Here is a 15,267-nt window from a genome sequence, read left to right as displayed (position 1 = left end):
GCGAACCGGTGTCTGCTTCGCTCGAAAATGCTCTCTAGTACCCCGCGGCCTCCGAGCCGCGCGTGCGCGGGTCGGGGGCGCCGAGCAGACCGTTGGTCGTGACGACGATCGAGTTCGCGGAGGAGTAGCCGAGCGGCTCGACCGGTTTGTGGCTCTTGGCCTTCAACTCGGCCAGCACCTCGTCGGGGAAGCCTTTCTCGATCCGGACCTCGTCGGGCAGCCATTGGTGATGCATCCGCGGCGCGGCGACCGCGGCTGCGATATCCATCCTGTAGTCGATCACGTCGACGATGATCTGCGTCACCGCCGAAATGATGCGGCTGCCGCCGGGCGATCCCGTTACCAGCACCGGCTTACCGTCCTTCAGCACGATGGTCGGCGCCATCGACGACAGCGGGCGCTTACCGGGTCCCGGCAGATTGGCCTCGAAGCCGACCAGGCCGAAGGCGTTGGAGGCGCCGGGCGCCGCGGTGAAATCGTCGAGCTCGTTGTTGAGCAGCACGCCGGTGCCGTCGGCGACGAGGCCGACCCCATAGGGGAAGTTCAGCGTGTAGGTGTTGCTGACGGCGTTGCCGCCGGCATCGACGACGGAATAATGCGTGGTGTTGTCGCCCTCATGCGGCTGTTTCGCGTTGCGCACATCGGTCCAGGGCGTGGCGCTGATAAGGTCGATGGTTGCGCGCTGCCTGGCGGCATAGGCCTTGTCAATCAGCAGCTGCGTCGGCGCGTCGACGAAGGCGGGATCGCCGAGATAGCGGGCGCGATCGGCATAGGCGCGCTTCATCGCCTCGATCATCACATGCAGCGAGGCGGCGGAGCCCTGCTTCATGTCGGACATCGGAAAGCCCTCGAGGATGTTGAGGATCTCCAGCAGCACGACGCCGCCGGAGGACGGCTGCGGCATCGAGACGATGTCGTAGCCGCGATAGCTGCCGCGGATCGGCGTGCGGATCACCGGCTGGTAGGATTTTAGGTCGCCGATCGTGAAGATGCCGCCGGCATTTTTGATTCCGGCGACAAGCTTCTTGGCGACCGCGCCTTCGTAGAAGCCGCGCGGCCCCCGTTCGGCAATCGCCGTCAGCGTCGTCGCGAGATCGCCCTGGATCAGGCGGTCGCCTTCACGCAGCGGCGTGCCGTCGGCATGCGAGAAGGCTTTGGCCGAGTTCGGCCAGCGCGACATGCGGCGATACATGTCGGACAACGTGTCCGACGTGTCGTCGGTGACGATGAAGCCGTCGCGGGCGAGATCGATGGCGGGCTTGATGATCTGCGCCAGCGTGAACTTGCCGGAGCCGTATTTGTCCAGCGCCAGCGCGAGGCCCGCGACCGTGCCGGGCACGCCGATCGCGAGCGCGGAGTTGCGCGACTTGTCCGGATCGGGCTTGCCCTCTGCGTTCAGGAACATGTCGCGAGTTGCGGCCTGCGGCGCGGTCTCGCGATAATCGATCGCGACATCTTCATTGCGTCCGGCGAGATGGATCACCATGAAGCCGCCGCCGCCGATATTGCCGGCGCGCGGATAGGTCACTGCCATCGCAAAGCCGGTGGCGACAGCGGCGTCGACCGCATTGCCGCCCTGCCGCAGGATGTCGGCGCCAACCCGCGCTGCCAGCTTCTCCTGCGCCACCACCATGCCGTGTTCGGCGCGAATGCTTTGAATCGTATCGGTGGCTGAGGGCTCGTAGGCGCGACGCTGCACCTGGCCGAGGGCCGGTGTCGCGATGCCAATCACCAGGAGAACGGCAAACAGCCGTCGCGACATCGTTGCCGTCAGCGCCATCGAAATGTCCTGCCCTGTTCATCGCGGTATCAGCAAACCGGCTCATGCTATATGGGAACGGATTGAAGCGGCAAAAGCCTGCCTGCGGTTCGACTTGAGGAATATGTTTCGCGATGACGGCAACAATGCAGACGGGCGCTGGTGATGCGAAGGCCACCACCAAGGTCTATCCGGGCCGCGCAGCCGTCGTCAGCTGGATCTTTTTCGACTGGGCTGCGCAGCCCTATTTCACGCTGATCACGACCTTCGTGTTCGCGCCATACTTCGCGAGCTTCGTCGCGCCCGATCCCGCGAGCGGGCAGGCGCTGTGGGGCTTTGCCACGGCAGCTGCGGGACTTGCGATCGCGCTGCTGTCGCCGGTGCTCGGTGCGATCGCCGACGCCAGCGGCCGGCGCAAGCCGTGGATCGCGGGCTTCGGCGTGCTGCTGGTGATCGGCGCGAGCGCGATGTGGATCGGCAAGCCCGGCAATCCCGACATCATCCCCGCGCTGCTGCTCGCCTATGCGATCGCGAGCGTCGGCGTCGAGTTCGCGACCGTATTCAACAATGCGATGATGCCGACGCTGGTGCCGCCGGACAGGATCGGGCGTCTGTCCGGCACCGGCTGGGCCACCGGCTATGTCGGCGGCATCCTGAGCCTCGTGCTGGTACTCGGCTTCCTCGCCGCCAATGCCGAGACCGGCCGCACGCTGTTCGGCTTCACGCCGCTGTTCGGTCTCGATCCCATCACGCATGAGGGCGATCGCATCACCGGGCCACTGACCGGGCTGTGGTTCATCATCTTCGTGACGCCGATGTTCCTGTTCACGCCGGACTATCCGGCGAAGCGTCCGTTGCGCGAGGCGGTCGGCGCAGGCCTGCGCGGGCTCAGGGAGTCATTGACGAGCCTGCCGAAGCAGAAATCGATGGCGCGCTTTCTGCTGGCGAACATGATCTACACCGACGGGCTGGTCTCGCTATTTGCCTTCGGCGGCATCTATGCCGCCGGCACGTTCGGCTGGGACACCATCCGGATCGGTATCTTCGGCATCATCCTGGCGGTGGCCGGGACGTTCGGCGGCTGGCTCGGCGGCAAGCTCGACGATGCGTTCGGGCCGAAGCGCGTGATTACCTGCAGCCTGGTGATCCTGCTGTTTGCGATCGTCGTGATCCTCACCGTGAACAAGGATTCCATCCTGTTCATTGCGGTCGCGCCGCCGGTGCCTGGCGGCCCGTTGTTCGCGGGCGCGGCCGAGCGCGCCTATATCGTGCTGGGCTGTCTGATCGGCGCCACCGGCGCGCCGCTGCAGGCGGCCTCGCGCTCGCTGCTGATCCGCCTCGCGCCGCAGGATCGCATCGCGCAGTATTTTGGCTTGTTCGCGCTCACCGGAAAGGTGACGTCGTTCATTGGCCCGCTCTTGATCGGCGCGATCACCGCCGCGACCGCGAGTCAGAAGGCCGGCATGGCGGTGCTGGTGGGGTTTTTCGTGGTGGGGTTGGTGTTGCTGGCGAAGGTGCGCGAGTAAACTACCGCCGTCGTCCCGGCCAAGCGAAGCGCGAGCCGGGACCCATAACCACCGCTGTTCAAGAAGAGCGCGCTGGAGCCCCACCTTGTTCTAGCAACACGCGCCTGTGGTTATGGGTCCCTGCTCCCGTGCGCAATTGCGCACTAGGCAGGGACGACAGCTTGCATCAATGCCTAAAGTGCCTGACGCCGGTGAACACCATGGCGATGCCGTGTTCGTCGGCCGCCTTGATCACCTCGTCGTCGCGCATCGAGCCGCCGGGCTGGATCACGGCGGTGGCGCCGGCCTCGATGCAGGCGAGCATGCCGTCGGCGAACGGGAAGAACGCGTCGGAGGCGACCACCGAACCCTTGGTCAGGGGCTCGGCGAGCTTCAGCTCGGCCGCCGCATCCAGCGCCTTGCGCGCGGCGATGCGCGCGGAATCGACCCGACTCATCTGGCCGGCGCCGATGCCGACCGTGGCGAGGTCCTTGGCATAGATGATGGTGTTCGACTTGACGTGCTTGGCGACGCGGAAGGCGAATTTGAGATCGCGCAGCTCGGCGTCGGTCGGCGCGCGCTTGGTCGCGACCTTCAGGTTCATGTCCTCGACCACAGCGTTGTCGCGGCTCTGCACCAGCAGGCCACCGGCAACGGTCTTGGCGGTGAGGCCTGTCGCGCGCGGATCGGGCAGCGCGCCCGCAAGCAGCAGGCGCAGATTGCGCCGGCCGGCGATGATCGCGATCGCCTCCTCGGTCGCATCGGGCGCGATGATCACCTCGGTGAAGATGCCGATGATGGCGCGCGCCGCGTCCGCGTCGAGCTTGCGGTTGACCGCGATGATGCCGCCATAGGCCGAGGTGGAATCGCAGGCGAGCGCGCGGGCATAGGCGGTCGCGAGATCGGGACCCTCGGCGACGCCGCAGGGATTGGCGTGCTTGACGATGACGCAGGCCGCGGTGCGCTGCGGATCGAATTCGCCGACGCATTCGTAAGCCGCGTCGGTGTCGTTGATGTTGTTGTAGGACAGTTCCCGGCCCTGCAATTGCCGCGCAGTCGAAACGCCCGGGCGCTTTTCCGGCGTGGCGTAGAACGCCGCGGTCTGGTGCGGGTTCTCGCCATAGCGCAGCGGTTGGAGTAGCCGGCCGCCGATCGCGCGGAAGTCCGGCGCGTCGGTCTTCAATTCCCTGGCAAACCAGTTCGAGATCGCGGCGTCATAGGCTCCGGTGCGCGCATAGGCCTTGGCGGCGAGCCGGCGGCGCAGGCTGAGCGAGGTCGCGCCCTTGTGTGCGGCGAGCTCGTCGAGCACCGCCTGATAATCCTGCGCCTCGACCACCACGGCGACGTCGTCATGATTCTTCGCCGCGGCGCGGATCATCGCGGGACCGCCGATGTCGATGTTCTCGATGCACTCCTCGAAGCCGGCGCCTTTGTCGACGGTGGCCTCGAACGGATAGAGGTTGACGACCAGAAGGTCGATCGGCGCGATGCCGTGCGAGGCCATCGCAGCGGCGTGTTCCTTGTTGTCGCGGATCGCGAGCAGGCCGCCATGCACCTTCGGATGCAGCGTCTTGACCCTTCCGTCCATCATCTCCGGGAAACCGGTCAGCTCGGAGACGTCCTTGACCTTGAGCCCGGCCGCCGCGATCGCCTTGGCGGTGCCGCCGGTCGACACCAGCTCGACGCCATGGTCGGCCAACGCCCTGGCGAAATCGATCAGTCCGGTCTTGTCGGAAACGGACAACAGAGCGCGGGTCACGCGGCGAAGCTGTTCGGTCATTCTAGGAAATCCCTGGCTGTTAAGGCAGCCGGGTAGCATGGTTTGGTGCCCTACGAAACCGGTCTCCGGGGCCGATTCCCGGGAAATTGCGGACGATCCGATGCCCATTCTCCCGTCATCCTGAGGTGCGAGCCCTTGCGAGCCTCGAAGGATGCACGGCCCGGCTGGCGGCCGTCGATCCTTCGAGGCTCGCCGAAGAGGCTCGCACCTCAGGATGACGGGTCTGAGAATAGTCGCTCTGATAGAGGCGGTACGCGCCTACAGCGGCAGTTCCGGCTCGCGGCGGGCGTTGCGGCGCGCGTTGGTGGCGGTGGCCGAGGTCGAGGACCGCACGAAGCTCCAGCGGATGGTGGCGGCCTGACGGGCGTCCTGGCGGATCACGATCTGGGAGGTGCGGCGCGGGCCGTCATTGCCGGCCAGGAACACGCTGTCCTCGAGGTCGACCTTGTCGTCCAACGCCTCGAAGGTCCAGACGTCGCGGTTCGGCAGCACCAGCATCACGCCGCGGGCATCCGACAGCCGGCTCGCCTTCACCGACGGATGCAGATGGAAGCGTAGCGCGAAATCGGCCTCGCTGCCCTTGATGCGGCCGCCCGGCGCCGGCGACAGCGAGTCCTCGCCTTCGAGCCGGGTGCCATCCTGGGAGACCATCAGCACGCGGCGGTGGATCACGCCGAAGCGCGAGAGATAGCCGTCATGCGAGGCGGTGAGCACGTCGCCGTCGGGGACGGCTTCGCGGTAGCTCTCGACATTGTTGGGGCCGCTGGTGATCGGCGCGCCGCGCAACAGCCGCTTCATCGCCGACAGCTCGACGAACTGGCACGACGAGGTGTCGCGATAGGTCAGCGTCGAATGCGCCGCGGTGGAGCGTGCGAACGGCCGCCAATTGTCGCGCCCGGTCGACGGCATGCCGCAATTGACGACGATGCGGCTCGGCCCCGAGGACAGCTCGAACGACAGGCAGCCCGCATGCGCATCCTGGCTGACGCTTGGCGGCGGCGGCGGGCCGGTGTCGATGATCAACGCCGTGGTGCCGGCATCGAGCCGCTGGAAGCCGCTATGCGGCATGCTCGCCATCGGCACGCCGCGGGTGTCGTCATAGGCGAGCAGCGTCGCGACCAGATCTGACGGCGCGGTCGACATGCCGTTGAACAGCGCGAAGCTGCCGTCGCCGTGACGGAAGAAGCGCAGCATCGGCATCATGCGGTCGATGGCGTTGAGCAGCGCCGGCGGCGGCGCGATATTCCGTGCAGCAAAGGTCTGGCGCAGCGGCAAGAGATCGCTGAGCAGCTCGACCAGTGCGCCGGGATTGCGCGAGATGTGGCCGCCATCGGGCAGGATCTGGCGCTGCAATTCGTCCGACAGCCGGCGCGTGGTCGTCTTGATATTGCGCGCCTGGTTGGCGAGGCAGAGCGAGGCGTAGCACAGCGCGATCAAGACCTGCAGGCGCGGCACGCCGTCATTGTCGAGGATGGAGTAGCGCAGATAGCGGATCTCACGCGCCAGCCCGCGCAGATATTTGCGGTAGAATTTTCCGTCGGTATCGCCGAGCACCAGCGGCGCCTGCGACAACAGCGAGATCACGCGCCGCGCGCGGACATCGGCGCGGCGCTCCAGCGGCCGCCTGCGCGCCTGGTTGGAGATCCAGTCGTCGACCAGCGAGCGGGCATTGGCGCGGGTCAGCGCGGTGTCGGCGGCGCGCAGATGGCGCAGCCAGCCGAAGCCGAGCAGGGCGGCTTCCCAATCCTCCGACGGCGGCTCGAGGTCGAAGATCGAGCGGCCGTGGCAGGTGACGATCTTGCCGGCGAAGACGAAACGCCCGGCATAGATCTCGGCGGCGCGGGTGGCGTCGGCGGTCCTCAGATCATGCGGGGCGATGATCAGCCGGTCGGTGCGGCCGGGCCACAGCCGCGAAAGCGCAACCGTGCTCCCGCTGGCGCGCGCGATCACGCTGCGCGCGAAGCGGCCAGCAATCAGCGTCGAGATGCGTCTGCTTTGAGCGACCGACACGCCTAACCTTGCGGGGAGGGAATTTTCAACGAATCCTTATTTAATCCGGAAACGCGGCCAAGACACCCTCTTGATACCGCACGAATCACTTCGAGCTTAGAAGACTGAAGTTTAAAATCAGGACTTAACCAGCCTGGCGGCGTAAAACCCGTCCAGCCCGCCCAGCCGTGGGTCGGCGTTGGGCAGATGGCAGGGCAGGGTGCGCAGATCGCCGTCGGCGGTAATGATGTCGTCGAGGCCGGCGACCTCGTCCTTCTCGACCGGCGCACGGCGCAGGCCTGATTCGCTCGCCAGCAGCGCGGCGATCGCCTGCTCGCCTTCTTCCGGCTCCAGCGAGCAGGTGCAGTAGACCAGCGTGCCGCCCGGCTTCAGCAGAGTGGTGGCTTTTTGCAGCAGCCGCTTCTGCAGGGCCGATAGCGCCGCGATATCGCCTTCCTGGCGCAGCCAGGCGACGTCGGGATGGCGGCGGATGGTTCCGGTCGAGCTGCAGGGTGCGTCGACCAGAATACCGTCGAAGCTTCCGGCTGCCGCGGGCCATTCGGCGGCGTCGGCGACGACCGTCTCGGCCTCCAAGGCCAGTCGCGTGAGATTGTCGCGCAGCCGCGCGACCCGCGCCGGCGAGCGGTCGATCGCGGTGACATGCGCGCCTGCCAGCGCGAGCTGGGCGGTCTTGCCGCCTGGCGCGGCGCAGAGGTCGGCGATCGCCTTGTCCTTGATGTCGCCGAACAGTCGTACCGGTAGCGCGGCGGCGGCGTCTTGCACCCACCAATGGCCTTCGGCAAAGCCCGGCAGCATCGTGACGGAACCCTGCAGCAGCGTGCGCACGGTTCCCGTCGGCAGCGTCTCGCCATGCAGACGGCCCGCCCATTGCGGCGCGTCCGACTTCACCGTGAGGTCGAGCGACGGCTCATGGCCGAGCGCCAGCGCCATGTCGCGCGCGGTGGCTTCGCCATAATGCGCGTTCCAGCGCGTCAGCATCCATTGCGGCAGGTCCAGCGTCTGTGTGCTGGTCTCATCGATCAGGCCCTGGCCCTCGCGCGCGCAGCGGCGCAGCACGGCGTTGACGAGCCCGGCATATTTCGCCGCGCGCCGGTCCGACTGCACCAGCCGCACCGACAGATCGACCGCGGCATGGTCCGGCACATCCATCCAGAGGATCTGGGCGGCGCCGATCAGGAGCGCGCTCTGCGCGCGCGGCGCATCGGTCGGGATGCCGCGATCGAGCAGGCGCGACAGCAGATGGCCGAGCGTGCCGAGCTTGCGCAGGATGGTCGAGACCAGCCGGCGCATCAGCGCGCGATCGCGATCGGCGAGCGATTTCAGGCCGGGATGCGCGCCGGCGCCGTCGAGCTGATCGTCGAGCGTGCGGTGCTTGTGCAGCACGCCATCGAGGATGTCGGCCGCGATACGGCGCGCCGCGAGACCGGGGACTTCGGCAGGAACTGCAAATCTTGAAGGAGGCATGAAGCGGAGATATCTCGAAGGTGCTGGAGTTACATTCGGCTCATGCCCATCAACTCGAGAACACCTCTGGCATGCGAATATGCCAAATGTAAGAATCACCCTGCGGGATTTCGCGATCGTGATGCCGTCGCTGAGCCAACACAGAGATACGAAAACCGCAGGCGGAAAGTTTTGCCAAGAAAGTCTGCCATGTCTGAGAAATCTGTGTCGGAGAAATCTGCATCGCCGCCGGAACCCGCGCCGCGCAAGCCGCTGACGCCGGCGGCGCAGCGCGCGCTCGCCGAGGCCGACGCGCGGTGCAAGGCCGCCGAGGAGCTAGCCGCGCAGGAAGCGGCCGCACGGCCGAAGGAATTCCAGGGTCCGAAGGGACCGGAACCGACGCGTTACGGCGATTGGGAGACCAAGGGTATCGCCTCGGACTTCTGAGAGCCGGACTTCTTAAGGGGTCTTGTGGAGAGTCTTGCCCGGCGTCTCGACTCAGGCCAGTCTGGGAATATGTCCCCATACGAGAGAATAAATCCTTATCGTGGGACGGGACGTCCGCCCTTCCGAAGGTCACCTTGGGGCCGGCGCGTCTCGGCGGCGCTGCCCTGGGTGTTCGTTCTCGGCATCGCGGTCGGCAGCATGCTTCCGATCCGCCAATGGGTGCCTCAATGGGTGCCGTCGCACTGGTCGTTGAACCGGTCGCGCGATACCGACGTGATCTGGCAACGTGCCGGCGCGCCTGACGTGAGGCACAGCGTTGACGTCATCAGGACGATCGATGGCGACACATTCGAGGCGCGGGTGCATCTCGCGCCGGGGCCTGATCTTTACACACGGGTCCGGTTGCGCGGCATCGACGCGCCGGAGCTGAAGGCGTCCTGTCAGCGCGAACTGCAGATGGCGGAAGCGGCAACTGTCGCGCTGCGCGATCTGCTCGGCCAGGGCGATGTCGCGATCTACAATATCGGTCCCGACAAATATCAGGGACGCGTCGTCGCCGACGTTGCGACGAAGAAGACCGACAACGTCTCGGCTGCGCTGCTCGCATCCGGCCATGCGCGCGCCTACAATGGCGGCCACCGCTTCGGCTGGTGCGGAAATTCTGTGCGTTAGGCAACAGCAGCCGCACCCATCACTGCCACGCACAGGATTGGCAAACAAAAAGCCGCGCGTAGGCGCGGCTTTTCTTCGGTGAGAGATTTGTAGTGATCAGCGGGTGACGACGACCGTCGTGCCGACCGAGACGCGCGAATAGAGATCGGTAATGTCGTCGTTCAGCATGCGGATGCAGCCGTAGGACACGAAGCCGCCGACCGAGCCCGGCCTGTTGGTGCCGTGGATGGCATATTCGCCGCCGGTCAGTGTCATCGCGGCCACGCCCATCGGATTGGCCGGCGAACCGCCTGCGATCACGTTCGGGATGCTCGGCTTGTCGCGCCTGACCTCGGCGGGCGGCGACCAGGCCGGGTAGCGATACTTGCCGTCGATCCTTGTGGTGCCGGCCCACTGCTTGCCGGACCTGCCGACACCGACCGGATAACGCACCGCGTGGCCGGAATCGAGAATGAGATACAGCCGCCGTTCGTTGGTCTTCACCACGATGGTGCCCGGCTCATAAGCATCGCCGCGCATTCCCACCATTTCCGGCCGTGCTTCGGCCATCTGCGACATCGAAACAACAGCACCAAGGGTGGCAGCCAGCGCCACCGCAATCTTCAACGACATCAATCTCTCCACTTCCCAACGGCCCCAATGAGGGAGCCAAAAACGAAGGTGCAGAGCCCTGAAAAAACCGGGCCCGCTGGTCCCGCGCACGCAATGTTAACCGCGTGTCTTAACCGGATGGTTTTCACGCCGGCCGCGAGACACGTCCTGATGGCCGGAGAGAAGAAAAAGTTCGGATTAAAGTAAATGACCTGAAAACAACACTTGGCCGCAAACGCGCCGCAGTGCCGCCGTGGCTCTGACAATCCCGTGAAATGGCGATCCCGGAGCGTCGAGCGAAGCCTGACGCCGGTTCGCGTGAAGAAGACGCGCCGTAACTCCTCCAGCAAAGCGAAAGGCCGCGGCGGGTGATCGCGCGCGGCCCTTCTTTCATCTCCCGATACTGCGGTCGCAGGATTATTTCTTGTTCTGCCGGTTCTCGACGAGGTCGTCGACCACGGCTGGATCGGCTAATGTCGAGGTGTCGCCGAGGCTCGACGGCTCGTCCTCGGCGATCTTGCGCAGGATGCGGCGCATGATCTTGCCGGAGCGCGTCTTCGGCAGGCCGGGCGCGAACTGGATCAGATCCGGCGACGCGATCGGGCCGATGTCCTTGCGGACCCAGGCGACCAGCTCCTTGCGCAGCGCTTCGGTCGGCTCGGTGCCCTTCATCAGCGTGACATAGGCGTAGATGCCCTGGCCCTTGATGTCGTGCGGATAGCCGACCACAGCGGCTTCCGACACCGCCTCATGCGCGACCAGCGAACTCTCGACCTCGGCGGTGCCCATGCGGTGGCCGGAGACGTTGATGACGTCGTCGACGCGGCCGGTGATCCAGTAATAGCCGTCGGCATCGCGCCGGCAGCCGTCGCCGGTGAAATACTTGTTCTTGTAGGTCGAGAAATAGGTCTGCTCGAACCGCGCATGGTCGCCATAGACCGTGCGCATCTGGCCGGGCCATGACTTGGTCAGGCAGAGGTTGCCCGAGGTCTCGCCCTCCAGCGTCTTGCCGTCGGCGTCGACGATCTCCGGCACCACGCCGAAGAACGGCCGCGTTGCCGATCCCGGCTTCAGCTTGGTGGCACCCGGCAGCGGCGTGATCAAAATGCCGCCGGTCTCGGTCTGCCACCAGGTGTCGACGATCGGGCAGCGGTCGTCGCCGACCACGCGGTAGTACCACTCCCAGGCCTCCGGATTGATCGGCTCGCCGACCGAGCCGAGCAGGCGCAGCGATTGGCGCGAGGTCTTCTTCACCGGCTCGTCGCCGCCCTGCATCAGCGCGCGGATCGCGGTCGGTGCGGTGTAGAAGATGTTGACCTTGTGCTTGTCGACCACGTTCCAGAAACGCGAATTGTCCGGATAGTTCGGCACGCCTTCGAACATCAGCGTGGTCGCGCCGTTACAGAGCGGCCCATAGAGGATGTAGCTGTGACCGGTGACCCAGCCGACGTCGGCGGTGCACCAGTAGATGTCGCCGTCGTGATAGTCGAACACGTATTGATGCGTCATCGACGCGAACACCAGATAGCCGCCGGAGGTGTGCAGCACGCCCTTCGGCGTGCCGGTCGAGCCCGAGGTGTAGAGGATGAACAGCGGGTCCTCGGCGTGCATGTGCTCGGCCGGGCATTCCGTCGTCACCATCTCGGCGGCCTCGTGATACCAGAGGTCGCGGGTCGGGTTCATGTCGATCGCACCGCCGGTGCGCTTCACCACCACGACCCAGTCGACGCCGCCGGTCTTGGCGATCGCGGCATCGACATTGGCCTTCAGCGGCACTTTCTTGCCGCCGCGCAGGCCTTCGTCCGCGGTGATGACGACCTTGGAATCGCAGTCCTTGATGCGCTGGGCGAGGCTGTCAGGCGAGAAGCCGCCGAACACCACCGAATGGATGGCGCCGATCCGTGCGCAGGCCAGCATGGCATAGGCCGCTTCCGGAATCATCGGCAGATAGATCGTGACGCGATCGCCCTTCTTGACGTTCCGGGTGCGCAGGATGTTGGCCATCTTGCAGACTTCGTCGTGCAGCTGGCGGTAGGTGATGTGCCTGGATTCGGAGGGATCGTCGCCCTCCCAGATGATCGCGGTCTGGTCGCCGCGCTTCTCGAGATGCCGGTCGATGCAATTCCAGGCGACGTTCAGCACGCCATCCTCGAACCATTTGATCGAGATGTTGCCGGGCGCGAAGGAGACGTTCTCGACCTTGCTGTAGGGCTTGATCCAGTCGATCCGCTTGCCGTGCTCGGCCCAGAAGCCGTTGGGGTCCTTGACCGAGTGCGCGTACATCTCGCGATATTTGGCATCGTTGACGTAGGCGCGCTTGGCCCAATCGGCCGACACGTCATAGATCTTCTCGGACATCGCTTTCCTCCACTCATCGCCGATCGCACACGCCGCGACGGCAAGCCGTCTTGATCATTGCCGCGATTATGCGTTGCCGCATTCCGGCCCGGCAAGGAAAAAGGACTGTCACTTTCGTCGCGGGGAAGCCGCCGGATATCCCACCGGCTTCCGCATCTGATCGGGCGGTTTACCGCGCCTCGTTGACGAGCGAAACCTATGCGCGATCGCGTGCTCCGCGTCACTGGTCTCTTGGTCGTAGTGATGTCGCGCTCTGTGCAGCTCGCGGTCACAGCAGCAGTGTCGCTGCACGATGACGACCCGCCGGCGCCGACTTGGCTCGACGGCTTCAGGCAGAGTTGAACGAAGTGTCGGACGCCGCCGCGATGATCGACGCCGACAATTGCTCCGCCGGCGACCGGCGTGGCCCGACGGCCCGTGAGCTACGAATTTGTCGAGGCGACGCCGGTGACCCCCGCAAACCCTGCCCGCGGGCCAGCGGTTCGGCCAGCCCGGGGGCCGCCGGCATCAGGCGGCGTTTGAGCGCGGAATTGCGCACGAAGGGGCACGATCTCCGACCTGGTCTGCGCGGTCCGGCCCGGCCTGCTCGGCCCTGTCAAAGCCGGTTCCGGGCATTGATCCCGCCATTTTGACCGGTCCCGGACAGGCCAAAATCAAGGTTACGGGCGAATGGCACCCATGAAAGGTAATTAGAAACCGTCAATAACTGATTCGCGACTCGCAATGTCGGCCCCGACGCCCTAAATCGCCAATCCGAGGCCGGACGGCCCCACCGGAACGAAGCCCGAAGCAACGGCATTACCGGGAGAACAGCGGAACAAGGCGTCTTGGAAGTATGATGGATCAGCAGAACATCGCGGCTGTGCGGCCCATGTCCGCCGATCCCGCTGTCGCCTTGGCGAAGGCGCTGGGCCAATGGCCCAAGCGGCCGCAGGCAAAGTTGCAGCCGCCGCGAGCCAAGCTCAACCTCGACACGCCCATCAAGACCTCCGTCGAGGATCTCGCGCGCGATCTGGGCCTGCGGCTCGGTGACCAGAACGAGCTGACCATCCGCCGCATCAAGCGCGGCAAGAATTATTCATTCGTCCGCGCCAACGGTTCGCGCGTCCGCGACGCGCGGACGATCCGCCGGCTGCACGCGATGGCGGTTCCCCCGGCCTATCGCCAGGTGCGCTACTCCAACGATCCGAGTTCGCATCTGCAGGCGGTCGGCCGCGATGCCGCAGGTCGTTTGCAATACCGTTATCACGCCGATTGGGAGAAGGTCCGCGAGCAGCGCAAGGCGCATCGCCTGGCCAAGCTCGTGGCGGCGCTGCCGAAGATCCGGCGCAAGGTCTCGGCGTTCCTGTCCGGCGACGAGCCGACGCGCGAATTCGCGCTGTCGGCGGTGATCGAGCTGATCGCGCGCACCGCGATCCGGCCCGGCAACGAATCCTATGCCCGCCTCAACGGCACCCGCGGCGCCACCACGCTTTTGAAGTCCAACGTCACGCTTGAAGACGATTCTCTGGTGCTGACCTTCAAGGCCAAGGGCGGCAAGGCGGTGCGCAAGGAATGCGACGCGGCCAAGCTGGTGCGGGCGATCGGCATCCTGCGCGGTGTCCCGGGCAAGCGCATGTTCCAGTACTACGACCGCTCCGGCATCGTCCGCGCCGCCTCGACCACGGCGGTCAACGCGTTCCTGCGCGAGATCGCCGGTATCAAGATCTCGCTGAAGGATTTCCGCACGCTGATGGCGTCGGCCGTCGTCGTGGAGTCGCTGTCGCGGATCACGCCGGCCACCAGCCAGCGCGGCCGCAAGCGCCAGGTGCTGGACGCGATCCGCGCCGCCGCCGACCAGCTCTCCAACACGCCGGCGATCTGCCGCAAGAGCTACGTCCACGACACCATCGTCACCGCGTTCGAGGACGGCATCCTCGAACGCTTCGCCGCGACGATGGGAGGCTACCGCACCCAGTCCAAGCGCGAGCAATTGCTGGCGCAGGTGGTGATGGCGGCCGGGGCGTAAGCTTCACACCCAACTCACCGTCGTCCCGGCCAAGCGAAGCGCGAGCCGGGACCCATAACCACAAATGTCCAAGATGTAGAACGCTGGGGACGCTGCCCTGCGCGACTGAGAGACGTGTGGTTATGGGTCCCTGCTTTCGCAGGGACGACAGGAGAGGAACGCTACAGCCCACCCATCTTGCAGACCATCTTCCATTCCTCCGCCGTCACCGGCTGCACCGAGAGCCGCGAATACTTCACCAGCGCCATGTCGGCGAGCTTCTTATCGGCCTTGATCGCGGCCATCGTCACCGGCGTCTTCAGCGGCTTGTCGGCCTTGATGTCGACGCAGACGAACTTGGCGGTCTTGTCGGTCGGATCCGGATAGGCTTCCTTGATGATCTCGGCGATGCCGACGATCTCCTTGCCTTCATTGGAATGATAAAAGAACGCCTTGTCGCCCTTCTTCATGTTGACGAGATTCTGCCGCGCCGTGAAGTTGCGCACGCCGGTCCAGGCTTCGCCCTTCGCGCCCTTGGCGACCTGCTGGTCCCACGACCAGGTCGACGGCTCGGATTTCACCAGCCAGTAGTTCATCGCAACTTACCCCGTTCCAAAACGCCGATTGCGCGGCAATCTACAGGCACACGGATGCCCGCGACAAGCGTGGGCATCTGATCAGAGCGTTTTCGAGCGAAGCCTGTCCCGCACTTGAT

11 protein-coding genes are annotated in these 15,267 nt (G+C 65.6%); 4 read left to right on the top strand and 7 right to left on the bottom strand.

All coding sequences use genetic code 11. The features are described 5' to 3' along the window. Positions 1 to 34: 34 nt before the first annotated feature. On the bottom strand, positions 35 to 1,780 hold the full coding sequence (gene ggt / locus V5279_RS45305; protein ID WP_338693902.1) for a gamma-glutamyltransferase: 1,746 nt from the start codon (positions 1,778 to 1,780) through the stop codon (positions 35 to 37). Positions 1,781 to 1,905: 125 nt separating this feature from the next. Between ggt and V5279_RS45300 the strand changes: the two genes are divergently transcribed. Beyond that, a complete protein-coding gene (locus V5279_RS45300; RefSeq protein ID WP_338693900.1) occupies positions 1,906 to 3,285 on the top strand; it encodes an MFS transporter in 1,380 nt (459 codons plus the stop codon). 166 nt (positions 3,286 to 3,451) lie between these two features. On the opposite strand, the gene purH is transcribed toward V5279_RS45300, so the two are convergent. The 3 genes from purH to V5279_RS45285 form a co-directional block, all read right to left on the bottom strand. Continuing rightward, the gene (purH, locus tag V5279_RS45295) at positions 3,452 to 5,044 is read right to left on the bottom strand and encodes a bifunctional phosphoribosylaminoimidazolecarboxamide formyltransferase/IMP cyclohydrolase (RefSeq protein WP_338693898.1); all 1,593 of its coding nucleotides are present in this window, start codon (positions 5,042 to 5,044) and stop codon (positions 3,452 to 3,454) included. A 258-nt stretch (positions 5,045 to 5,302) separates the two neighbouring features. Next, a complete protein-coding gene (locus V5279_RS45290) occupies positions 5,303 to 7,054 on the bottom strand; it encodes a heparinase II/III domain-containing protein (RefSeq protein ID WP_166300349.1) in 1,752 nt (583 codons plus the stop codon). Positions 7,055 to 7,171: 117 nt separating this feature from the next. After that, entirely contained in the window at positions 7,172 to 8,518 is a 1,347-nt protein-coding gene (locus V5279_RS45285) for an RsmB/NOP family class I SAM-dependent RNA methyltransferase (protein WP_338693894.1), read from the bottom strand. A gap of 189 nt (positions 8,519 to 8,707) precedes the next feature. On the opposite strand from V5279_RS45285, the gene V5279_RS45280 reads away from it, so the two are divergent. Both V5279_RS45280 and V5279_RS45275 read left to right on the top strand, forming a co-directional pair. Further along, entirely contained in the window at positions 8,708 to 8,944 is a 237-nt protein-coding gene (locus V5279_RS45280; protein WP_338693892.1) for a DUF1674 domain-containing protein, read from the top strand. Positions 8,945 to 9,013: 69 nt separating this feature from the next. Continuing rightward, positions 9,014 to 9,616 (top strand): thermonuclease family protein, encoded by a 603-nt coding sequence (locus tag V5279_RS45275; protein ID WP_338693890.1) that lies wholly within the window; start codon positions 9,014 to 9,016, stop codon positions 9,614 to 9,616. Positions 9,617 to 9,712: 96 nt separating this feature from the next. On the opposite strand, the gene V5279_RS45270 is transcribed toward V5279_RS45275, so the two are convergent. Then, positions 9,713 to 10,228, bottom strand: a complete 516-nt coding sequence (locus tag V5279_RS45270; RefSeq protein ID WP_338693888.1) for a L,D-transpeptidase — start codon at positions 10,226 to 10,228, stop codon at positions 9,713 to 9,715. A gap of 396 nt (positions 10,229 to 10,624) precedes the next feature. Next, positions 10,625 to 12,565, bottom strand: coding sequence for an acetate--CoA ligase (acs, locus tag V5279_RS45265; protein ID WP_338693886.1), 1,941 nt, complete (start codon positions 12,563 to 12,565; stop codon positions 10,625 to 10,627). A gap of 835 nt (positions 12,566 to 13,400) precedes the next feature. Between acs and V5279_RS45260 the strand changes: the two genes are divergently transcribed. Further along, the gene (locus V5279_RS45260; RefSeq protein ID WP_338693884.1) at positions 13,401 to 14,573 is read left to right on the top strand and encodes a DNA topoisomerase IB; all 1,173 of its coding nucleotides are present in this window, start codon (positions 13,401 to 13,403) and stop codon (positions 14,571 to 14,573) included. A 161-nt stretch (positions 14,574 to 14,734) separates the two neighbouring features. On the opposite strand, the gene V5279_RS45255 is transcribed toward V5279_RS45260, so the two are convergent. Then, the gene (locus V5279_RS45255) at positions 14,735 to 15,148 is read right to left on the bottom strand and encodes an EVE domain-containing protein (protein ID WP_338693882.1); all 414 of its coding nucleotides are present in this window, start codon (positions 15,146 to 15,148) and stop codon (positions 14,735 to 14,737) included. Between the last annotated feature and the right edge of the window lie 119 nt (positions 15,149 to 15,267).

It is taken from the genome of Bradyrhizobium sp. 26S5, assembly GCF_036923295.1.
Classification (GTDB): domain Bacteria; phylum Pseudomonadota; class Alphaproteobacteria; order Rhizobiales; family Xanthobacteraceae; genus Bradyrhizobium; species Bradyrhizobium septentrionale.
This window is presented reverse-complemented; position numbering and strand designations above follow the sequence as displayed.

Excerpts from the sequence above, each read along its gene's own strand:
- V5279_RS45255 (WP_338693882.1), bottom strand. The coding sequence starts at position 15,148 with ATGAACTACTGGCTGGTGAAATCCGAGCCGTCGACCTGGTCGTGGGAC.
- ggt (WP_338693902.1), bottom strand. The coding sequence starts at position 1,780 with ATGGCGCTGACGGCAACGATGTCGCGACGGCTGTTTGCCGTTCTCCTG.
- V5279_RS45270 (WP_338693888.1), bottom strand. The coding sequence starts at position 10,228 with ATGTCGTTGAAGATTGCGGTGGCGCTGGCTGCCACCCTTGGTGCTGTT.
- V5279_RS45300 (WP_338693900.1), top strand. The coding sequence starts at position 1,906 with ATGCAGACGGGCGCTGGTGATGCGAAGGCCACCACCAAGGTCTATCCG.
- V5279_RS45285 (WP_338693894.1), bottom strand. The coding sequence starts at position 8,518 with ATGCCTCCTTCAAGATTTGCAGTTCCTGCCGAAGTCCCCGGTCTCGCG.
- acs (WP_338693886.1), bottom strand. The coding sequence starts at position 12,565 with ATGTCCGAGAAGATCTATGACGTGTCGGCCGATTGGGCCAAGCGCGCC.
- V5279_RS45280 (WP_338693892.1), top strand. The coding sequence starts at position 8,708 with ATGTCTGAGAAATCTGTGTCGGAGAAATCTGCATCGCCGCCGGAACCC.
- V5279_RS45275 (WP_338693890.1), top strand. The coding sequence starts at position 9,014 with ATGTCCCCATACGAGAGAATAAATCCTTATCGTGGGACGGGACGTCCG.
- purH (WP_338693898.1), bottom strand. The coding sequence starts at position 5,044 with ATGACCGAACAGCTTCGCCGCGTGACCCGCGCTCTGTTGTCCGTTTCC.
- V5279_RS45260 (WP_338693884.1), top strand. The coding sequence starts at position 13,401 with ATGATGGATCAGCAGAACATCGCGGCTGTGCGGCCCATGTCCGCCGAT.